Source organism: Haoranjiania flava, assembly GCF_025631005.1.
GTDB lineage: Bacteria > Bacteroidota > Bacteroidia > Chitinophagales > Chitinophagaceae > Haoranjiania > Haoranjiania flava.
Window position 1 is genome coordinate 1 of sequence record NZ_JAOTPL010000003.1, and the last position, 20,632, is coordinate 20,632.

General features: G+C 43.1%; 19 protein-coding genes. 8 read left to right on the top strand and 11 right to left on the bottom strand.

Going from position 1 to position 20,632, the window contains the following annotated elements:
* Window positions 1–285: 285 nt before the first annotated feature.
* The 5 genes from OD355_RS02925 to OD355_RS02945 form a co-directional block, all read right to left on the bottom strand.
* A complete protein-coding gene (locus OD355_RS02925) occupies window positions 286–957 on the bottom strand; it encodes a peptidylprolyl isomerase (protein ID WP_263036952.1) in 672 nt (223 codons plus the stop codon).
* Window positions 958–987: 30 nt separating this feature from the next.
* Window positions 988–1,317, bottom strand: a complete 330-nt coding sequence (locus OD355_RS02930) for a hypothetical protein (protein WP_263036953.1) — start codon at window positions 1,315–1,317, stop codon at window positions 988–990.
* 106 nt (window positions 1,318–1,423) lie between these two features.
* Window positions 1,424–2,536, bottom strand: coding sequence for an LptF/LptG family permease (locus OD355_RS02935; RefSeq protein WP_263036954.1), 1,113 nt, complete (start codon window positions 2,534–2,536; stop codon window positions 1,424–1,426).
* Window positions 2,537–2,592: 56 nt separating this feature from the next.
* Window positions 2,593–3,036, bottom strand: coding sequence for a GNAT family N-acetyltransferase (locus OD355_RS02940; RefSeq protein ID WP_263036955.1), 444 nt, complete (start codon window positions 3,034–3,036; stop codon window positions 2,593–2,595).
* On the bottom strand, window positions 3,017–3,646 hold the full coding sequence (locus OD355_RS02945; RefSeq protein ID WP_263036956.1) for a ribonuclease HII: 630 nt from the start codon (window positions 3,644–3,646) through the stop codon (window positions 3,017–3,019). Before OD355_RS02945 ends, OD355_RS02940 begins: the two co-directional genes overlap by 20 nt.
* Window positions 3,647–3,723: 77 nt before the next feature.
* Between OD355_RS02945 and OD355_RS02950 the strand changes: the two genes are divergently transcribed.
* Complete coding sequence (locus tag OD355_RS02950) at window positions 3,724–4,803, top strand: COX15/CtaA family protein (RefSeq protein ID WP_263036957.1); 1,080 nt, start codon at window positions 3,724–3,726, stop codon at window positions 4,801–4,803.
* Window positions 4,796–5,563, top strand: coding sequence for an inositol monophosphatase family protein (locus tag OD355_RS02955; RefSeq protein WP_263036958.1), 768 nt, complete (start codon window positions 4,796–4,798; stop codon window positions 5,561–5,563). Before OD355_RS02950 ends, OD355_RS02955 begins: the two co-directional genes overlap by 8 nt.
* Window positions 5,564–5,664: 101 nt before the next feature.
* Here OD355_RS02955 and OD355_RS02960 read toward each other — a convergent pair whose 3' ends face one another.
* Window positions 5,665–6,390, bottom strand: a complete 726-nt coding sequence (locus OD355_RS02960; RefSeq protein WP_263036959.1) for a helix-turn-helix domain-containing protein — start codon at window positions 6,388–6,390, stop codon at window positions 5,665–5,667.
* Between the two features lie 282 nt (window positions 6,391–6,672).
* Between OD355_RS02960 and OD355_RS02965 the strand changes: the two genes are divergently transcribed.
* Together OD355_RS02965 and OD355_RS02970 are read left to right on the top strand one after the other, a co-directional pair.
* Complete coding sequence (locus OD355_RS02965; protein ID WP_263036960.1) at window positions 6,673–8,607, top strand: hypothetical protein; 1,935 nt, start codon at window positions 6,673–6,675, stop codon at window positions 8,605–8,607.
* A gap of 247 nt (window positions 8,608–8,854) precedes the next feature.
* Entirely contained in the window at window positions 8,855–10,240 is a 1,386-nt protein-coding gene (locus tag OD355_RS02970; RefSeq protein WP_263036961.1) for a tetratricopeptide repeat protein, read from the top strand.
* Window positions 10,241–10,473: 233 nt separating this feature from the next.
* Here the strand turns inward: OD355_RS02970 and OD355_RS02975 are convergent, their stop codons facing one another.
* The 5 genes from OD355_RS02975 to OD355_RS02995 form a co-directional block, all read right to left on the bottom strand.
* Complete coding sequence (locus OD355_RS02975; RefSeq protein ID WP_263036962.1) at window positions 10,474–12,324, bottom strand: outer membrane protein assembly factor BamB family protein; 1,851 nt, start codon at window positions 12,322–12,324, stop codon at window positions 10,474–10,476.
* Window positions 12,325–12,351: 27 nt separating this feature from the next.
* Entirely contained in the window at window positions 12,352–12,990 is a 639-nt protein-coding gene (locus OD355_RS02980) for an endonuclease III domain-containing protein (RefSeq protein WP_263036963.1), read from the bottom strand.
* Window positions 12,991–13,103: 113 nt separating this feature from the next.
* Window positions 13,104–13,322 (bottom strand): heavy-metal-associated domain-containing protein, encoded by a 219-nt coding sequence (locus OD355_RS02985; RefSeq protein WP_263036964.1) that lies wholly within the window; start codon window positions 13,320–13,322, stop codon window positions 13,104–13,106.
* Between the two features lie 162 nt (window positions 13,323–13,484).
* Window positions 13,485–16,046, bottom strand: a complete 2,562-nt coding sequence (locus tag OD355_RS02990) for a TonB-dependent receptor domain-containing protein (RefSeq protein WP_263036965.1) — start codon at window positions 16,044–16,046, stop codon at window positions 13,485–13,487.
* A 54-nt stretch (window positions 16,047–16,100) separates the two neighbouring features.
* The gene (locus OD355_RS02995; RefSeq protein WP_263036966.1) at window positions 16,101–16,478 is read right to left on the bottom strand and encodes an HYC_CC_PP family protein; all 378 of its coding nucleotides are present in this window, start codon (window positions 16,476–16,478) and stop codon (window positions 16,101–16,103) included.
* 80 nt (window positions 16,479–16,558) lie between these two features.
* Between OD355_RS02995 and OD355_RS03000 the strand changes: the two genes are divergently transcribed.
* The 4 genes from OD355_RS03000 (at window position 16,559) to pta (ending at window position 20,627) form a co-directional block, all read left to right on the top strand.
* Entirely contained in the window at window positions 16,559–16,852 is a 294-nt protein-coding gene (locus OD355_RS03000) for a thiamine-binding protein (RefSeq protein WP_263036967.1), read from the top strand.
* Window positions 16,853–16,855: 3 nt separating this feature from the next.
* Window positions 16,856–17,395 carry a DUF1697 domain-containing protein gene (locus OD355_RS03005; protein ID WP_263036968.1) on the top strand — a complete coding sequence of 180 codons (540 nt, stop codon included), beginning with the start codon at window positions 16,856–16,858 and terminating at the stop codon, window positions 17,393–17,395.
* Between the two features lie 436 nt (window positions 17,396–17,831).
* Complete coding sequence (locus OD355_RS03010; RefSeq protein ID WP_263036969.1) at window positions 17,832–18,317, top strand: CAP domain-containing protein; 486 nt, start codon at window positions 17,832–17,834, stop codon at window positions 18,315–18,317.
* A gap of 225 nt (window positions 18,318–18,542) precedes the next feature.
* A complete protein-coding gene (pta, locus tag OD355_RS03015; RefSeq protein WP_263036970.1) occupies window positions 18,543–20,627 on the top strand; it encodes a phosphate acetyltransferase in 2,085 nt (694 codons plus the stop codon).
* The last annotated feature ends 5 nt before the right edge of the window (window positions 20,628–20,632 follow it).

Consider the following 20,632-nt stretch of genomic DNA (forward strand, 5'->3'; position numbering starts at 1 on the left):
GAACATTTTATACCAAATTCAATTTCATACCCAATTGAACTTTTGTGCTAAATCTCCGCCTGTGACCGGTAGGTGGAAAATGTCTGTTTAAAGTATACGGAGTTCGTGCAAAATGCAAACAAAAACCTTGCTGATGGGAAACCTTTCGACTTGAAACTGATTGATTACATTACATACAATCCTAACTATGACGAACACGGGCTGGAGTTGTTAATTGAAAGAGCTTCGGAAAATGGAGTACAATACCAAATATAGATATTTGGGTTAATCAGAATAACCCCCGCCTCACAACCACAACCCCAGAAATCTTTTCCTGATTTTAATGGTCTTTATGCGCTGGTCTTTGAGCGGGCGGTCGTTTTTATCGCGTGGGGCTGCAACAATGGAGTCAGCTATCTCCATGCCTTTTAATACCTGCCCGTACACCGTATAGTTGCCATCAAGGTGAGGGGCGCCGCCAATGGTACTGTAGGTTTCCTTTCTGTCTTCCGGCACAATCACATTGCGTTTTTCTTTGAGCTTCCTATAACCTTCCTCATCAAACTTTTTACCCACCACAATATAAAACTGGCTGGCAGAGGATTCTTTGGCAGGGTTGTCGTCTCTTGCCTGCGCCAGCGCGCCGCGCTTGTGAAAATACTCCGGCACAAATTCTGCAGGCAGCCTGTAACCCAGGTCGCCATCGCCCAATAGCTGGCCTGGTTTGGCAGTTTTGGAATCAGGGTCGCCGCCCTGTATCATAAACTCTGGTATTACCCGGTGAAACAGCAGGCCGTCGTAAAAACGTTGCCTGGCCAGCTTTATAAAGTTGTCACGGTGCAGCGGTGTTTTATCAAACAGCTCCAGCGTAATATTACCCTGATCCGTGTAGATAACGGCGCGGTATTTTTGGGCTTGTGCCACATTCAATAGAAACAATGCTGCTACTGCAGCAACCTGGTACCTGACTATTCGCATAGATTTCTTTTTATATATTACCTGATGCATTTACTTCAACCTGGTGTATACCTGTGGCACGTGGTCCATATATATTTTTAAGTTATCTCCACTCACCTCAAACCTGGCATTATTTACTTTCTCGCCGGATAGCATGCCCATACCGGTCGATGCATCATAAGAGTAAGAAACATTGCTAAACCCCGAAGGAGACCTCATAATGGCAGTGTGGCTTGTATTGAATATCAACCTCACAGGCTGATCCATATGTATGGATTGCCATTCTGTACCTGTAAGGGTGCCGGAGTTCTGTACATTATCCTTCTTAATACATGCAACCAGCAAAAACGTTGATAGTATCAACAGAAAAATATTTCTCATCTCTGCGTGTTTTAATGGTTATTAAAGTTAGATGAATTAACCTTATGCCGCTGTTTATAAAATATAAAAAATGTAGGTAAAATTCTCCGGGTAAAAAGCATACTGGCTATTTCGGGGCTTTCTTGTAAAGATAGATGGCCACAAAAACAAAGATGATGTTGGGTATCCATGCCGCAATCATCGGCGGCAGGTTTCCTTTTGTAGAGAAAATAGTAGAAAACCTGTCCATCAAAATGTAAGCTGCTGCTAATATAAAACCGATAGCGATGTGCATGCCGCTGCCGCCCCTGATCTTACGTGCAGCAATGATGCAGCCTATCAGCGTAAGAATAATCACGGAAAACGGTGTAGCTACGCGCCTGTACAATTCTATCAGGTAAGTATTTATATTCTCGCCGCCACGTTGCTGTTCTATGGCTATGTGGCGTCTCAGTTCGGGAGACGTCATTTTATCTTTGGCAAACATATCATTCTTGAGGTCTGCGGGCGTGAAGTTGAAATTAAATTCTTTCTTAGAATCAATGGTGATGGTTTCTTTCAGGCTGTCTACCTTTCTTTCAAATGCGTTTTCAAACTTCCATTTGCCTCCCATCTTCTGTTTGGCAGCGCCTGCTGTATCCCACACAATATTGGTGGCGCGCATATTGTACACAAGCTTGCCATCTTTTATTTTATATAAATATACCGGGCCGCCGCGCTTGCTTGCCGTATCATAGCTCCTGATGCCTGCATACGAAAATGAGTCCACTCGGTAATACATGCTGGGGTTCTGCCTGGTAATCTGCATGTAGCCTGAATTAGCATTCACATACGCATCCTCAAAATAAGTGCGCTTTACCTCAGCTTTAGGCACGTAGTATGAACTTGCAAAAAAAAGGCCCACACTCAGAAAGATGCTGGTAATAAAATAAGGCAGGAGGATGCGGTTAAAACTTGTGCCGCTTGCAAGAATGGCAATGATCTCGCTACGGTTAGCCATTTTTGAAGTAAAAAATATTACTGCAATAAACACAAACAACGGGAAAAGCAGGGCTATAATATGCGGAATAAAAGCCAGGTAATAATCCGTGAAAATTTTATAAGTGCTCCAGCCGCTTTTTAAAAAATTATCGGTCTTCTCTGTAATATCCACTACCACAGCGATTACTGTAAACAGGAATATGCAGAAGAAAAAAGTAACGATGAACTTTTTTATTATGTACCAGTCTATTATCTTCATTAGCGCAAATGTGCCGGTTAGTTTGCAAAGATAACGGGAAAAGATGTAGGGAAATATTAAAAATCAATGCTGCAGTTCACCCATTCATGGTCAAACCGGGCGCCGAATTTTTTATAGAAATCAAATGCCGGCGCATTCCATTCCAGCGCCTGCCACATCATGCCTGAGAAATTTTTTTCTTTTGCTTCCTGCACCAGTCTTTCAAATAATATTTTTCCAATGCCCTGGCCCCTGTATGCTTCGGTAACAATAATATCTTCCAGGTACATACGTTGGCCTTTCCAGGTAGAATAGCGGATGTAATATAGCGCGAGCGCAACGATCTTTTCGTTGTCTTCAGCTACAAATGCCCACCAGACGGGGTTTTCTCCAAAACCACTGTCTTCAAAATGTTGTTGAGATACGGTAACTTCCTGCGGGGCTCTTTCAAAGGTTGCAAGTTCGAGTACCAGCTCCATCATTCGCTGGCAGTCTTTTTTTTCAGCACGTCTTATCTTCATATGCATATTCTACTTCAAAAAGTTCAGGCTGTACCGGCATAATATTAAAACTCCTGCGGTGAAAAGGCGTAAGCCCCAGCCGTGCAATTGCATCCCGGTGTTGCGGTGTGCCGTACCCCTTGTTTGTATTCCAGCCGTAATCCGGGAAATCTACAGAAAGTTTTTGCATGTATTCATCCCTGTAAGTTTTTGCCAGGATGCTGGCAGCAGCTATGGAAGTATACTTGCCATCACCTTTAATAATGCACTGATGCGGAATTTTTTTATAGGACACAAAGCGGTTGCCGTCTATCAGCAGCATATCGGGTTTTGGCTTTAGCTGTGCTATTGCCAGGTGCATTGCTTTAAAAGATGCTTTTAAAATGTTGATGGTGTCTATCTCTTCACAATCTACCTGTGCTACCGCATAGGCTATAGCCTCCTGCTCTATGATCGCGCGCAAAATAGTCCTGTCGCATTCCTTTACCTGTTTGCTGTCGTTAAGTAAGGGATGGAAAAAACTTTTGGGCATTATAACAGCCGCGGCAAATACCGGACCTGCGTAACATCCTCTGCCTGCTTCATCGCAACCGGCTTCTGTAAGATCTTTATGGAAATAATTCAGCAGCATCAGCAGCAAATATACTTAACTCATTAAAAAACCAAAAGACTATCTTTGTCAGAATTTTTAGAAGAAGCAAAAACATAATGACGGCAGGCATTTCACAACATAAAAAAACAAAAATTATCGGCTACTGGCTGCTATTGGGTGTAGCCATGATCATTATTCAGACCCTCATCGGCGGCATTACCAGGCTGTCAGGCTCCGGCCTGTCTATTACGGAATGGAACGTAGTTACCGGCACACTTCCGCCGCTTAACCGGGCTCAATGGATTGAACAATTTGATAAATACCGGGAAACACCACAATACCGCCTGCTCAATGCAGACTTCACGCTCAATGATTTTAAATTCATTTTTTTCTGGGAATGGTTTCACCGGCTGTGGGCAAGGTTGATAGGCGTGGTATTCATCATTCCGTTTATTTATTTCTGGATAAAAAAATATTTTACCCGGGAGATGCTGCTGCCTTTTACCATTATGTTTATCCTGGGTGCGCTCCAGGGAGCTGTGGGCTGGATCATGGTGGTTAGCGGGCTTAGCGGAGATGCTGTGTACGTGCGCCCTACGAGGCTGGCGCTGCACTTTGTGTTTGCGATGGTATTGTGCTGCTATGTGCTGTGGTTTGCACTGAAATTACTGGTAAATAAAAACCAGCAATTGGCAAGCAGTTCGCTCAAATGGCTGGTGGTCTTTATCCTGGCATTATTATTTGTGCAACTAACCTACGGAGCATTGATGGCAGGGCACAAGGCTGCGCCCGCTGCTGCTACCTGGCCAACGATCAATGGCCAGTGGATCCCAGGCAACATGTTGCAATCTGCCAGCGGGCATCCCATGCTGGAGAATGTGATAACCGTTCATTTTGTGCATCGCGGGCTGGCCTACCTGCTTGCCCTGGCGGTATTGCTGTACTCCGTGCTGTCCTTAAAAATCAGCAACACATCTGCTATGTACCGCAAATGGCGCCATGTGCCGTTAATGCTGGTAATAGTACAGATTGCATTGGGCATACTCACTGTGCTAAGCAGTGTACGGGTGCATGCAAACAAGTGGGGCTGGTTTGAAACCATTGCCGAAATGCATCAGCTTGTAGCCATGTTCCTGATGATTGCGCTGGTAGTGCAATTGTATTTACTGAAATTTAAAAAGACACTTCATGCTTAAGCAGACATTACTGGAAGCCGTTAAGAAGGGCGCAGAGCAATTGCACTATTTCTTTGATAAAGAATTTAAGATCTATAACAAAGACGGGGTGAACAACCCGGTTACAGAAGCCGACCAGGCTGCCGAAAAAGCAATTATTAATACCATAAAAAACCAATTTCCCGATCATTTTATCTTAAGTGAAGAAACAGGCGCCATCCCCTCGCACTCCGATTACAAATGGATCATAGATCCTATAGACGGCACTGTCAACTTTTCACAGGGCATACCCATCTGCGCCGTGTCTGTAGGCTTGGAGTACCATGGCGAAATAATTTTAGGCGCCGTTTACAATCCGCTGGCAAATGAATTTTTCTTTGCAGAAAAAGATAAAGGCGCATTTCTGAACGACCGGCGCATCAGCGTGAGCAAAAAGGCGGAGATTGAGAAAAGTTGCTTTGTCACCGGCTTTCCGTACCAATACCTTGACCAGCAAAATGGCCCTTTGCAGGTGTTTGAAAGACTGATCAGGAGAGGCTTTGCAGTGAGAAGGCTGGGGAGCGCAGCGCTGGACTTGTGCTGGACGGCAGCAGGCAGGTTCGAAGCTTTTTACGAGCATTTATTACAACCCTGGGATACTGCGGCAGGCATTTTAATACTCACAGAAGCAGGCGGCAAATGTACCAACCTGCAGGGCGGTACATTTGACATCTACCAGCACGGGCTTATAGCATCCAACGGGCTGGTGCATGATGAGTTGGTGAAAATTATCAATCCGTGACAGGAAGATAGCCTGTTTATTTCAGGACAAAGAAAAAGAAGCTCAATACCGGCGCTAAATATTTGTACCGGGATTGATATGCAGTGTTTAAATTAAGTTGGTCATTCATATTCATGAGAATCCACCATATCAAATGCCAATGCAAAGCGCAAAAGATCCGCAAAAGATTTAGAACCTAATTTTCTGATGATGTTTTTGCGGTGTGTAGATACGGTTTCTTTTGAAATAAAAAGCAGGTCGGCAATATCTAAAGAAGACTTTCCGGCACTAATGAGACCAAGGATTTCCTTTTCGCGTTTAGTAAGCGATGCAAATTTTCTGTAGTTATGTGAGATGTATTGGTTTTCGTCCAGAACTTTCTTCACCTTCTCCATTAATGCCCCAACACCGCCCACCGGCGAAGAAAGCATAATTAGTTTCTGCTCACCGGCATTTTTTTGTTCCAACAATTTACAAACCGTATAGAACCACTCGTGTTTATCTGCCTTATACAGCTTTACCCGCTGAAAAAAATTGAGCTGTCTGGAGTAATCGCCTTCATTGCAGTAGTTAATGACTTTGGGGTAAATATCTTCCAAATCTTCCTGTAAAAAAAACCTTTCATAATATTGCTCACGCAGCACATTAAGCTCTTCCAAATTTACACCAAGATTATGGCAACCCCATGTGTTCATGTAAACAATTTGCTGTGGAACGCCTTTTGCGAGACTGTGAACCATAATAGATGCCGGGATGACCTCTGAAATGTCAGGTATTTCAAACGCGTTTTTGCACAGATTTCTCTCTATCTGGAAAAGCTTTTGTTCTATATCATTGTAATCTTTCATGTGTATATTTTAATTGCTTTTCAGTTGTCACATGGAATAGCCTTTATTCATTCGCGGTTGGTATGCAACTTTGCTTATTGCTATTTCATGTGTGTATAATTAATTTTTTCTGTTTGCCACATGGAATAACCAGCTTTTTAGATTCATACTCATTCACGGTTGGTATAGATTCCTAATCTTTATGGTTATTTCATGGCTGCTGAAATAAACAAGTCCTTAACTTATATCGGGTTTTTATCAAATATAATCCTTTTTCTATCAAAAAATACCCATTGCTGGTGATTGTCTGATATATTTTTCTCAAATAATTTTGGCGCCAAACCAAAACTTAAAATCATGAATGCGTATGCTAAATTTTTAGCAAGCATTTTCGGGATGATATGCTTGTTTATTTCAAACCACACCCATGCCCAGCTTCCAAACGAAGTATATCGGAATGAATTGATAGGGGTAGTTATAAGGTATGAAGGTTCCGAAGGCGGCTTTGACTGGGCGTTCACCAAAGCTTTGCCTGAACATGTGGTATCATTTGATTATAAAGGCACACAAGTTACCTTAAAAGGATTGACGGGCCAGCGCTTTATAAGAAAAGACCATCCGTTGCCGACCGGATTTAAATTGCAGCATGCACAAGTATTGATTGATGGTTATCCTGCTACGAATTACAATAGTTATATGACCTATTACAATACACTATATGAAGCCATCAATAAGATAGGAAAGGAGGTTGATAGAAACAATAAACAACACCTTCAGGAGCAGATAAAAATTATTGATTATAAGATTGCCGAGATCAGAAAGCAATCGGCAGGGTATCAGGTGTCGCCCAGGTTTCGTGATCAGCATAATTTTGATGGATATATTAAAAATTTAGAGTCATTGAGAAAATCATTTCAAGCTGATATGGCACAGATTGATAAAAAGAAAGAATCCTCTACGATTGTTATTACCGGAGGAGGTAGTAATAAAGATCATCAGGCCAGATTAAACAAAAGCGCTAATGATAAGTTGCAGCCAGATCCCACTCCCGGCAACACGACGGGTTCTTCTTCTACTAATAAAACTACAGCAAATACTAAGCAGGATGATAATATCAGCACATCCACACAGTTTAAAGGTGGTTTGGACGATATTCAGGAAGGCGATTATTTTAAAGACGATAAAGGGAATTATTACCGTAAGGAAAATGGCGTAGCACATAAGGCAGACAAGGCAGCTTACGACAGGCATGCGGCAAACAAAATATATAAGCAAATGGAGCTGAAGGAAATAGAACGCCAGCAACGTGATGCAGCATTTAAACAAAATTGGGATAATGTGAGTACCAGTTTTTATGCCATGTCAATGGCCAAAGAAGGGTTGCGGGATGCCAGCAGTTTGGGCAGTGGTTTTTCAAATATTGAAGAGCTGAATGCTGCTTACCGGCAGAAATTACTCCAGATATCGGCAATGGGCAGCCAGATGCAAGCTGCCTCTACACAGGGGGCCCAGGCTTATGCTAATATTGTAGGGAGGGGCGCTAACGGATACGACTATTCAGGAGCATTGGGCGCAATTGGAGGTATTGCAGCTGCCATCGGCGCTAATAAAGCTGAAAAAGATGCGCGGGAAGAACTAAAAAGGCAGCGGGCGGCGGAAGAGGCAAAAATTAAAGAGGCACAATTAAAGGCTTTAACCGCAATACGTACCGAAATTGGTAAAATGTTTACCGAAGGCGGAATGCCTTTAAGCGCGCACAAAATTACAGCCCCGGTGTTGTATGTATTTGCTTATAGCAGCAAAAAAGCCGATTGGAACAAAAACCAAAATATACCCATGAGCATTAGCAATGTTATCCCGGTATACCGGTACAGCGATGGTACTTATCCATATACCTCTAACGTAAAGCGCACATTTGAAATCGCCTGTATCGGCAATCCTGTATTAATAGGGTATTTTACAGATCAGGCTGAAGCCGAAAACTACCGAAGTTCGTTGATGGATGTAGCGCCCAATGCCAAATTTACCGTGAATGAGGTTGAAGTAAAAGTAAAAGAGCAAACCGCAAATACCGCAAACAACTCATCTGATGTTGATTTTTGGGGAACTAAAACCGGAAATAAAAAGCCAGCTAACTCCAAAAGTACCGAAACCGATTTTTGGGGCACGCCAACAAACAATAAAAAAACAGAAGCTAAAAAGGAAACAAAAAAAGAAGTTGATTTTTGGAGTAAGTAGCCTTGTATGCGATAAAAGTGGAGAAGCCCTCTATGTAAAAAAACAACATCATGAAATAGCCATAAGCAAAATTGCATACCAATCGCGAATGAATAAAGGCTATTCCATGTGACCATAAAGAAAAAATAAATAAATACACATGAAATAACCATAAAGATTAAGAATCTATACCAACCGGGAATGAATATGGAATCTAAAAAAATGGTTATTCCATGTGACAACTGAAAAACAAATAAATTATATACACATGAAAAAACTATACACACTTTTAGTATTACTATTCGCTTTTACATTTGCCCAAGCGCAAAACGATATAAAAGCCCGTTTAGAATTTGAAGAAGCCGAAAAAGCTTATACAGAAGAAAACTACGAAACTGCCCTAAAGCATCTAAACCAACCCGAAAAAGAATTAGGCCAATGGACGCCAAATGTATCGTATCTTAAAATAGAATGTTTGTATGCCTTGACCGATATGGGAAATTTTGGCGCACCAACGATGCAGCCGCTTTACGAAGAAGTAACTAAATATATGGCGCACTTCAACAAACTAAACAGCGACGACATACCTATGGAAAAATACAAAGTAGTGTACGGCATAGAAAAAACATTGAAAGCTCTAAAGTTTGACGAACGCCAAAGTGCTGAGTTCCTAAAAGCTAAAACAGCACATGATGCTAAAAACTACGATATTGCTACGCCATTATACCAAAAATTAGCACAAAAAGGCAATAGCTGGGCAATGCGCAATTTGGGCCTTCTATATGCACAACAGAAAAAAGACACCGCAAAAGCCAAGGAATGGTACCAAAAAGCAACGGACAATGGCAATGCCGAAGCAGCAGTAGAGCTCGCCAACATTGACAGGAACAATACCCGGAAATGGTTTGAAAAGGCAGCGAAAATGGAGCACCCCCATGGTGTGTATGTAATAGGCTTGTTTGCAGAAAATGAAGATAACAACCTTACAAAAGCAATGGAATATTACCGGCAGGCAAGAGATTTAGGGAGTGCAGCTGGTTTGCACAAGACCGGAAAAGTCTATGAAGATAAAGAAGAATATGACAAAGCATTTCCTTATTATAAAAAAGCCGCTATAAAAGGACATTGGGACGCTATGGTAAGATCTGGTGCACTGAATTTTTATGGTCTGGGAACAGCCAAAAATGAACAAATAGCTATGGAATATTGGTTAAAAGCTGCTACCGAAAACCGAACTATAGAAGCTATGTATTATATTGGTAGAGCGTATGAAAAAAAGAAAAATTATGCTAAGGCAGAAGAATGGTATTTAAAAGCCGGGGCTATTAATCCGAACTATTATAGCTTATTAGGAGAAATGTATAGCTTATCTGATAATGATATTCCACAAAAAGCCCTGGAATATTATGAAAAAGCAGCTGAAAATGGTCATAAAGGTAGCACATTAGAAACCGCTAATATTTATTTTTCAGGGAAAGGGGGCATTACAAAAAACTACGCCAAGGCAGCTATGTACTATGAAAAGTATTATGACAAGGTAAAGAAAAACGAAAGCTATATTGATAACCTTATCGAGATGTACAACCGTGGCGGCAATGGCATAGAAAAAGATAAAGATAAAGCGAAAAAGTGGAAAGCTATTAGAAGAAAGTAGTGACCCGCTATTACAATTCAATGATATTCTTAAGCATGAAACTTCCGCTTCCCAACATTTTTATTAAAAAATCATAGCCGTAACTAAAGGTACATTGATCATTATACACAAAAAGGCTGACCTGTGTAAGATCAGCCTCTCGTAAATTCATCCGAATTTAAATCCTAAGTACTATTTAAGACATATCAACAATACAAAAATAGCAGAATTTTTTTACACTAACAACTCGTTGTTCATTTTTTTTCTTCCAGAATGATGATCTTTCCATCCATGGTTGTAAGCACATAACGGTTTTTTGATAATGGCTGTATCATATTAACGAGCGTATTGGATACTTTATGTACCCATGCTACGTTGCCTGTTTTTCGCTGGTAAGCAGCCACCATGCCTTTGTCGCTCAAGGCAAAAATAAGGTTGTTATGTTCTGTAACAGGCGCAGGGTTTAGCTCGTAGCCAAGTGAGTAATTGGTTTTCCAGGCATACTCCGGCGAGTCAGCATCCGCAGGCACGCCTATCACGTCGCCCTGCATGGTTTTGGCAAATACCAGTTTCTTATCTGCTGAAATGCCCATGGATTCACGCACCCAATCTTTCTCCCATTTCTTTTTATGTAAAAGTTTGCCAGTAGCAGTATTTAAAACCGACAGGCTCCTGTCCGGGGCCACAAAGAAAACTTTATCGCCACACACTACCGGCACGCAGGATGCGGGCGAATACATCCGGTTGGTATAGCCGTCTTTAAACTTCCATACTTCACGGCCGGTATTTGCATTTAACGCATAAAATTCATTGCCCCAGGAACCAAAATACAGCGTGCCTTTATCATACACAGGCCTGGATGCTACAAAACCTTTTACACTGTCATACACCCAGTTTTGTCTACCGTTGTGCAAATTGATCCTCCTGAATTTCCCGTTGGAAGACCCGGTATATACAGCATTACCAACAACAACCGGCGAAGCCACGATAGGGGAGTGAGTGGTATATTTCCACAATAGCTTACCTGTCTGTAAACTAAGGCTGTAGACATTACCGTCTGTGGAAGTTACTACTACGCTGTTTGCAGCAATGGCCGGTGTGGAATAAATTTTACCGCCTGTTTGAAAAGTCCATTTCAATTGGTTTTTTACCAGGTCAAATGCATACACATTTCCTTTTGTATCGGGAGTAATCATCAGGTTGTTTTTTAAAGCGAAGCCGCTGCCAACATCTGATTTTAACTGATGGCGCCATATCTCTTTTACCTGTGGAAAAGCTTTATTTACCTCATAAGAGGGGCGTGGGTATTGAGTTGTATCGTTTTTAAAAGAATAATTCTTCAGCTCAATGGTTGCCCAATGCTCCGTTTCGTTGGCAAGTGTTTTTTTTGTGTTGTAAAAAGCTTTGCCGTTTTTTATGGTAATAATATTATAGCCCCCAGTGGTATCTTTTGCACGTAGTACCGAGCGACCTACAACCCCGGGAATGCCGTCCCAGATCATTACCCTGTTCTGGTGAAAGTGCCCGCACATAGCCATTTGAATGTTGTGCTTTTTCAGCCTGTCGGTTACTTCGTACCAATTGTTAAGCGAAGAGTCCAGGGGATAATGGTTGATAAAAATAATGGGAGCGCCGGCGGGTATGGTGTTTAGCACAGAATCCATCCAGACGATGTGCTCATAAGGCACCTGGCCGGGGCTCATGCGCATCATGGGCCCGCAGTTGTTGCCTAAAAAATAATAGCCGCCATGGCTGAAGGCGAAAGTCTCTGCACCGAAAATCTTTAAAAAAGAGTTCGTGCCGCTTTCAGACCAGTTATTGTCGTGATTACCTGGCACAATGTACCACGGCTTTTGCAATGAATCCAGTATCTGCTTAGCCAGCAACAGCTCACTATCAGACCCGAACTCAGTAATATCGCCGGTTGCCACCACAAAGCTGATGGAATCGATCTGGTTGATGTCTTTTACTGTGCGCCTCAGGTCTTCAGCGCCTGTAGCGCCGCCTACATGCAGGTCGGTAATCTGCGCAAAACTAAACGGCTGCTGCTGAGCAGCAGCGCTTATACAACATACAAATAATGCTATTAAAATACTTGTCTTCATATTTATTGCCAGTGTTGTCCTGTTGTATCAGGAAACTTTTTTCAGGTTCAGGTAATAAGCGCACACTTTATTCATTATGCATATTTCACATTTGGGATTGGTAGGCCGGCAAATCTCGCGCCCCAGGAAAGACATGCACATGCCTGCATCCCATTGCTCTTGCGGCAGTTGCTGCATCAGCTCTTTCTCCACCTTATCAGGAGTTTTGCCTGTGGCTATACCCAGGCGCGGCGCTACGCGCATTACGTGTAAGTCTACAATCACGCCTTGTGCAGGCTTCTTTGACTCGCGCAGGATCACATTCGCAGATTTCCTGCCAATGCCGGGCAGGGCAACCAGCGCTTCCATCGCCTGTGGAATGTGCTTATCTGCTTTTACCGTTTTGGCCATCGTGGTAAGCCATTTGGATTTATTGGCAAAGTTTCTCACAGACTTTAAAAACGGGTGCAGGTCTTCGGCTTCCACCTTTGACAAAGCAGTCATGTCGGGAAAATGCTTAAACAGTTCCTCTGACACTTCATTGATGTGTTTATCACTGTCCTGGGCAGCAAGCAGTACCATTACCACAAGCTGGTACAGGTTTCCGTAATTCAGCGGAAACTTGTTGCCTTTGTATTTTTTTATCAAAGGCTGTATAGCCGCGGGCCAATCAACCGTATGCACCATGTAACTTTTAAATTAAATTCAGCAAACTACCTGCAGCATTCTTTTTTAAAAATGCCGCTGAGCAGTTTGCCTATTCTGGTAAGTATTGTTCTGATCGTTTTCATTTTCCGGAGCTATGCTTCATCAACTTTTTCTGCTGTGTAGCCTGCTTCCTGTACAGTAGACATAATTTCTTCTGCAGACAACTGAGTTGTATGTACGGAGAGTATCTTATCAGGGCTGTCTGTATCCACATGCCATTGTTCTATGCCGGCCTTAGCATCCAGGAATGGCTGTACGGCTGATTTACAGCCGTCGCAATTGATATTTGTTTTAAATTTAAATTCTTTCATCAGTAAATATTTTTATGTTTTGAATTGTTTCCGAAAGCCACCAAGTTTCCTATGTGTACTTTATTTTTCTTTTTGCCCAATAGTTCCGGGGAGAAATACGCCAAATCATTATCTTCGGTTTGCCTCGCCTTAGGGGAGATGGCTGTTACATTTTTTATCAAATTATTTATTGAAAATCTTGTACCTGAAGCCTCCGTAAAACATGCGTTCATTAACAGGCCCCCAGATCATTGACGCGTCAAAATATTGCCCGAAAGGTTCATTGGGCGCTATGATTGATTTGTCCTGTATAAAGTTACCTAAATTTTCCGCACCAAGGTACAATTCAAAGCTATTGTTTTTTCCAAAAGTTTTGCTCACCTGCGCATGCATCATAAAATAATCCGGCGAATAGGCTTCCATGCGGTACTGTTGCGGGTTTGCAAGTGTGGATGGTATTCTTTTCCTGCCGATATAATTTATGGTGTAATCAAATGCCCATCCGTTAACGTGGTAAGCAAGATTGGCAAAAGCCCTGTTTTTAGCTGTGAAAGCTTTTTCAAGCAAGGCGCCCTGTTGCGTTGCCTTTACATCAAAATACCTGTAGGCAAGGCGCACATCAAAATTCTTTGCAGGCGCCATAGTCAGCTCTGCCTGGAAACTATTGGAATAAGACTTCCCTTCAAGATTATAAAAATGTACTTCACGCGGATTTTCCAGATCAACAACTACCTGGTTGCTGAAATCATTCCTGAAAAAATCCAGGCTAAGCATGGCATTGCGGGAAAACAGCTTCAACTGCTGGTCTAAGCTGATGCCCTTATTCCAAGCCACTTCCGGGTCTAAGCCAAAAGCTTTGCCTCCTGAATTTCCGGATAAGATAAAATTCCTTGCACTGGCCATCAAGCTCATATTTTCGGCCAGTACATTGGCGGTACGCTGACCTCTTCCTGCACTTAGCCGGAACGTTGTGCCGGGCAGCGGTGCATACCTCAGATTAAGTCTCGGCGTAGTAAACCAGCCGTATAAACTGTTGTGGTCTGCACGTATGCCTGCCACCACATCAAACTTTGCGTTCATGGTATACGTATACTCAAAAAAAGCTCCCGGTACAGTCTCCGTTCTGCCGAAATCCGATGTTTTAAAAGTTTCTTTATACCTGTCAGATACAATACCGGCGCCGGTCCTGAACTTATGGTTGGTATTGCCGATAATGCTTTGATAGATCAGGTTGGCATATACATTGTCCTGGTTGCCTTTGTAAGGAGTGGTTCCGAAAAACGCATCCTGACTGTGCCGGAAAGCAGATAGCTGCAAACCGATGCTCTGGTATCTTTTGTTAGGGAAAATATATCCCAGCTTGGCAAAGCCTTCATAGCGGTCGGTATTTAGGCCGATGCCGTAACGGTTGGTGGAAAGTTGGTCTGTATCCGTAAAATCAAGCTCACCGCCTTTTTTTCTTTCCTGTAAATATTTTACACCGAGCTGTCCGGTCCATCCTTTACTGTTGTCGTACATCCATCGGTTCACCACATTAAACTGGTTGCCTGTAGGCAGGTCTTTAAAGCCGTCTTTGTTGTAGTCTGTCTTGTTTAAAAGAAAATCATCGTGCAGCAGCAGCGCTGTGGACCATTGATCATTCACACGTTGGGTAAGGTTCAGGTTCAGATCTGTTTTTCCAATGCTATTTATATAACCATTCAGATACAATTTTTCTTTGTAGTTGGGTTTAATGAGTTCCACGTTTATCTGTCCAGCAATGCTCTCAAAGCCATTCACGACCGATCCCGTACCTTTGATGATCTGTATACCCTCTATCCATGGGCCGGGTATTAAACCCAGGCCAGTAGCTGTTGCCAGGCCGCGCGGGCCGGGCAGGTTTTCGTTGGTCAATTGTGTGTAGATGCCGGATAGGCCCAGCATCTGTATTTGCTTGGCGCCCGTAACCGCATCGGAAGAAGAAACGTCTATGGACGGGTTGGTCTCAAAACTTTCACTCAGGTTGCAGCAGGCAGCTTTCAGCAGTTCTTTGGGCGTCATCAGCTGCTGCCTGAAAGCATCGTGGGTACTGATGTAGGAGCTTAGCCTGCGCGATGAACTTACCGTAACCTGTTTAAGCTCACCGTTGGAAGCGAGCACTATCTGCATGTGATTCATATCTGTTACATCCAGCGTATCTGACTGCATACCCGAGAAACTCACAATCAGCTTTTTTGTCTGGTCGTTTGCAGGAATACTAAATACTCCGTGGCTGTCTGTTAAAGTGCCCTGTGTAGTCCCCAGCCATTGAACGCCGGCATTGGTAAGCGGTGTAAAATTGCCTTTGTTGTCCTCAGCAACCACAATGCCGTAGATAAGCGCTTGTTCCGATAAACCGTTTGATGCAGCAATCTGCTTGTGCGGGTTGTCTGCATTCCGGTAATGGCAGCACGCGGGCAAAGCATTGTACACTTCATCCGCTGCTTTTTTCAGCTCCGTATCATGGCCGGCATCTGCAACAGCCTGATGAATTTGTTGCACAGATGTTTTCCCCGCATCGTAAGATAGTTGTAATTGTTGTGTTTCCATATCCCACACAGCAGACTGTACGCCGCTGATCTTAGCAGCTTTTTCAATCCTGGCTTTACACATGCCACAGGCGCCGCTAACCTGAAATGATGATGCAGTAAGGGTTTGCGCATCCCCTGCATAAACAGATGCAAATAGTATAAGTACAAGCAACGTTGTACGGTATATAAAGTTCATATACAAAATTTTGATAGTAAAAGAATAATTTTCGTGCTGTAATTATCCTTTAGATCAAATTCTGTAGGTGCAATAAAGTATATTCAGGGGAGTTTGTGAACCGTCCGGCGGCCGGGCATCAGCATATACCTGTGCACATGAGGCAGCAGGCATAAAGAAAACCGAAACAAAGGAATAAAGAAAAGATGCCATTGATTTTACCTGCTCCGGAGACGCCTTCGCAAAATCATGTGGTTCGTTGCCATCGTGCTCAAAAGCTTTATTGTCGCAGCATTTTTCAGAACCCATTTTATGGTCCATGCCGCATTTTTCTTTGGTGGCAACCCATTCAATGTTTTTCAACTTGCCGCAACAATAATGCAGGGACACAGACATTCCCATAGAGGAAAAGCCGTATACCATCGCCATTATAAATACAACAAATTTTTTCACAACACAAAAATACTCAAAAAAATCATGCAACTTTATTGTGTAACTTTACATTTCAAATTTTTAACATAAAATCTCATACGATGAGCCTTGTAAACGTTGCGCTGCAAATTTTGCCTTCAGGATTAGAAAAAGAAAAGGCCTACCACGCTGTAGACGAAGCTATAAAAGTGATTGCCGAATCGGGTCTGAAATATATGGTATGTCCATTCGAAACCGTAATAGAAGGAGCATATACGGAAGTAATGGAGACCGTGGAAGCTGCACAGCAGGCTGCCTTCAATGCAGGAGCAGCCGATTTGCTGGTATACATCAAATTGCAGAGAAGCAAAAACAAAGAAGTCTTTATTGACGATAAAATGAAAAAATATAAATAGCCTATGCAATACTGTGCTTTTTTACGCGGTGTAAATGTAAAGGGTACCAACATGAAGATGCAGGATGTGTGCGCTGTCTTTAAAGAAGCCGGTATGCAACACGTGACATCTGTGCTGGCTTCCGGGAACATCCTGTTCCTGTCAGACAGAAAAAAGCCGGAACTTAAAAAGCTGCTGGAAGCCGCCATGAGCCAGGCTTTCGGCTATGACGCACATTTATTTATATTGCAGGCTGAAGATTGTAAACGGATTATCGACAGCAGCCCTTTCAACAAAAATACAGAAATGCACCTGTATGTTTTTATAGGCATTCCCGCCGTAGAGCATACACTGATGGAAGCTTTTGAAAAGGCTATTCCTTATGACAACGAAAAGGCAGCCATCCGCAACGGGTATTTTTACTGGCAAATAAATAAAGGAGATACGCTTGGTTCGGCTTTCTCCAAAGTGCTTGGCAACAAAACCATGAAATCCATGTTCACCAGCAGGAATATGCAAACACTGGAAAAAATTGTCAAAAAGTTTGAAAACAATAACGCCTGATCCTTTTGTTGCCAAATCTCAACAGTATAGTTCAAGCAGCACGTATTTTGTTTGCCGTAAGATGAAAGTAGATATATAAAAATCTGGCATGCTGCGATCCTGCTGTATTTGTAGCTGCATGAAGTAATTCTATGTATGTACTTTTGAGCAAGCACAAATCCTCTTGTAGCACCCCGCTCTGAGATCAGCCGGCAGATTTTTTTAATAGAATATATCCCTGTTAAACAGTTACACGAAGTGAAAGAGAGAAAGCATAGGCGCTTGATCTGGCAAGCAACTGCAAGCCATAACAGCCGCCTTGAAAATATGATAAATCCTGAATGTACCAAAATGGTAACCTGCCAGAACAATAACCATACTTTATCATGCGCGCCCGGCATTTTTTTTGCAATCCAATGCTTAGGGAACTCCATTTATTAACCCCTTATACCAACGTATGAAAAACATATTGATTGTATTGATCATTGCATCTGCAGCTTCCTGCGCGCCGGTGCAAAAAACATCCCCTATACATACATCAAATTCAGCATCCCAACCTGTGAACCTGCAAAGGGAAATGCTGAATCTTATAAACAGCTACAGGACCAAGGGTTACAGAGGTTACCCGGCAGTGCCGCCGCTGAGATGGAACACCAGGCTGGAAGCGGCTGCCAAAGCACACAGCAACTACATGAGCAGCAATAACATACTCAGCCATACCGGCCGGAACGGCTCAGACCCGGGAGCAAGAATAAAAGCTGCCGGCTACAACTGGAGCGCTTACGGCGAAAATATTGCAATGGGCCAGCAGACCGTACGCGAAGTAGTGACCACCTGGGTAAACAGCCCCGCGCATTTAAAAAATATCATGAACAGGCATGTAACAGAGATGGGCGCTGCCAAATCCGGCAGGTATTGGACACAGGTATTCGGCAGGCCGTAACAACGCTGTCTGCCTGGGTTTGCAAATACCCCTGATCAAGCATAAAAAGCCAGTATAAATAGACGCTCTTCGGCAGTCTTTACCAGGCAAAAACGAGCGTTTCATGCGAAAAATCATTTTATTTTAACTTATAAAAAATTACCTTTGCGCCGGATAATTTATTCTTAAAATGTGCACGGTACACCACGCACCGCTTCTGTACCTGCCTAATAATTCATCAAGAAAATGAACCATTCCGTTTACATTTATACGCCTGACGCAAACAGTGGCAAGTCGCTTATCAGCTTTGGCGTAATTCAAATGGTTATGCGCAATACCACCAACATTGCTTATTACAAACCCATTATTGAAGAGAAGAGCAAAAAAGATAATGAGATAGAAACCATTATCAGCCACTTCAACCTCAATATGAATTACGAAGATGCCTATTCATTTACCCGCAACGAAGTACTGGCGTACAAGAATACAGGCAGAACCAATGAACTCTACGATACTTTCGTAAGGCATTATAAAATGCTGGAAGAAAAATACGACTTCGTATTGATTGAAGGTATGGACAATTTTGAAGAGAAAACCCATTTTGAAGCAAGCCTCAACGGCTACCTGGCCAAAAGTTTCAACATACCTGTGCTCATGGTGTTCAGAGACAACCACGATACACTGGACGACCTTGCCAACCATGTGGCAGTAGAAAATGCTGCCTTACGCGAAAACGAAATTAAAGTGATTGGCAACTTCATCAATAAAACCACTAAAAACGTGGAAGAGGTGAAGAAGGCGGTTGCAGAAAAACTTCCCCCCGATATGCTGGTGAATGTTTTTCCTCGGAAAAATGAACTGGCAAAGCCTACCCTCAGGGAAATTGCCGAAGCCACCAAAGCCTCTTTCCTGATTGAAGGAAATTCGCTGGAAGTGATCGCCAGGCATTCTGTTGCCGGTGCTATGCAACTGCACAATTTCCTTACCCGCGTGGAAGAAGACTGCGTAGTGATCCTGCCCGGCGACCGCTCCGATATTATCGTAGGTGCGCTGCTTGCAAACATGTCATCTACTTACCCGCATGTAGCGGGCTTTGTTTTAACCGGCGGTTTATTGCCCGAAAAATCTATCCTGGATATTCTGCATGGGTTTGAAAACAGTGTGCCTATACTAACTGTAAAAACAGGCACCTTTGAAACCATCACCAAAGTAGATGCTATAAAGCCTAAGCTTTACCCTCAAAACACCGTCAAGATAAAAATGTACCTTGACCTGTTTGATGAATATGTTGACGGTGAAGAACTGCAAACAAAAATCGCTTCTTTCAAAAGCGATGCCATCACTCCCAAAATGTTCCAGTACCAGATGTTTATTGCTGCCAAAAAAGCTCAGAAACATATTGTACTTCCAGAAGGCGGCGACAACAGGGTGCTTACCGCCGCTTCCATGCTTGCACAGGACGAAATGGTAAAACTTACAGTCTTAGGCAATCCCGAAGACATAAGAGATAAGATCAAGAAACTGAAACTTCCCTGGAACGAAGCAAGAATAAGCATTGTAAACCCGGCCGACAGCGACAAATACAACGAGTATGCTCAAACACTATACGAACTGAGAAAATCCAAGGGCATGGATGAGACCCAGGCCAAAGACCTGATGCTGGATGTGTCTTACTTCGGCACCATGATGGTGTACAAAGGCGACGCCGACGGTATGGTTTCAGGCGCTATGCACACTACCGCGCATACTATACGCCCCTCTTTGCAGTTCGTAAAAACTAAGCCCGGCGTAAACACCGTTTCTTCCGTATTCTTCATGCTGCTGGACGACAGGGTGCTTGTCTATGGCGACTGCGCTATTGTACCAAACCCAACAGCAGAGCAGCTTGCAGAAATCGCTATATCTTCAGCAGACTCTGCCAAAGCTTTCGGTATAGAACCTAAAGTAGCCTTGCTTTCTTATTCTTCCGGCGCCTCCGGCAGCGGCGAAGATGTAGACAAAGTACGTGCAGCTACCGCCATTGTAAAAGAAAAACGCCCCGATCTTTTAGTGGAAGGACCCATCCAGTACGATGCGGCCGTAGACCCGAGCGTGGGCAAAAGTAAAATGCCGGATTCTCCGGTGGCAGGGCAGGCCAACGTGCTGATATTCCCGGACCTGAATACGGGCAACAATACGTACAAAGCGGTACAAAGAGAGTCGGGCGGGCTGGCAATCGGGCCGGTATTGCAGGGCTTGAGGAAACCCGTAAACGACCTCAGCAGAGGCGCTACCATCCCCGATATTTATAATACAGTAATCATCACAGCTATACAGGCTGCAAGCAATTAAAAACA

Coding starts and splice junctions, on each gene's coding strand:
- OD355_RS02925 (WP_263036952.1), bottom strand. CDS start 957: ATGCGAATAGTCAGGTACCAGGTTGCTGCAGTAGCAGCATTGTTTCTA.
- OD355_RS02930 (WP_263036953.1), bottom strand. CDS start 1,317: ATGAGAAATATTTTTCTGTTGATACTATCAACGTTTTTGCTGGTTGCA.
- OD355_RS02935 (WP_263036954.1), bottom strand. CDS start 2,536: ATGAAGATAATAGACTGGTACATAATAAAAAAGTTCATCGTTACTTTT.
- OD355_RS02940 (WP_263036955.1), bottom strand. CDS start 3,036: ATGAAGATAAGACGTGCTGAAAAAAAAGACTGCCAGCGAATGATGGAG.
- OD355_RS02945 (WP_263036956.1), bottom strand. CDS start 3,646: ATGCTGCTGAATTATTTCCATAAAGATCTTACAGAAGCCGGTTGCGAT.
- OD355_RS02950 (WP_263036957.1), top strand. CDS start 3,724: ATGACGGCAGGCATTTCACAACATAAAAAAACAAAAATTATCGGCTAC.
- OD355_RS02955 (WP_263036958.1), top strand. CDS start 4,796: ATGCTTAAGCAGACATTACTGGAAGCCGTTAAGAAGGGCGCAGAGCAA.
- OD355_RS02960 (WP_263036959.1), bottom strand. CDS start 6,390: ATGAAAGATTACAATGATATAGAACAAAAGCTTTTCCAGATAGAGAGA.
- OD355_RS02970 (WP_263036961.1), top strand. CDS start 8,855: ATGAAAAAACTATACACACTTTTAGTATTACTATTCGCTTTTACATTT.
- OD355_RS02975 (WP_263036962.1), bottom strand. CDS start 12,324: ATGAAGACAAGTATTTTAATAGCATTATTTGTATGTTGTATAAGCGCT.
- OD355_RS02980 (WP_263036963.1), bottom strand. CDS start 12,990: ATGGTGCATACGGTTGATTGGCCCGCGGCTATACAGCCTTTGATAAAA.
- OD355_RS02985 (WP_263036964.1), bottom strand. CDS start 13,322: ATGAAAGAATTTAAATTTAAAACAAATATCAATTGCGACGGCTGTAAA.
- OD355_RS02990 (WP_263036965.1), bottom strand. CDS start 16,046: ATGAACTTTATATACCGTACAACGTTGCTTGTACTTATACTATTTGCA.
- OD355_RS03000 (WP_263036967.1), top strand. CDS start 16,559: ATGAGCCTTGTAAACGTTGCGCTGCAAATTTTGCCTTCAGGATTAGAA.
- OD355_RS03005 (WP_263036968.1), top strand. CDS start 16,856: ATGCAATACTGTGCTTTTTTACGCGGTGTAAATGTAAAGGGTACCAAC.
- OD355_RS03010 (WP_263036969.1), top strand. CDS start 17,832: ATGAAAAACATATTGATTGTATTGATCATTGCATCTGCAGCTTCCTGC.
- pta (WP_263036970.1), top strand. CDS start 18,543: ATGAACCATTCCGTTTACATTTATACGCCTGACGCAAACAGTGGCAAG.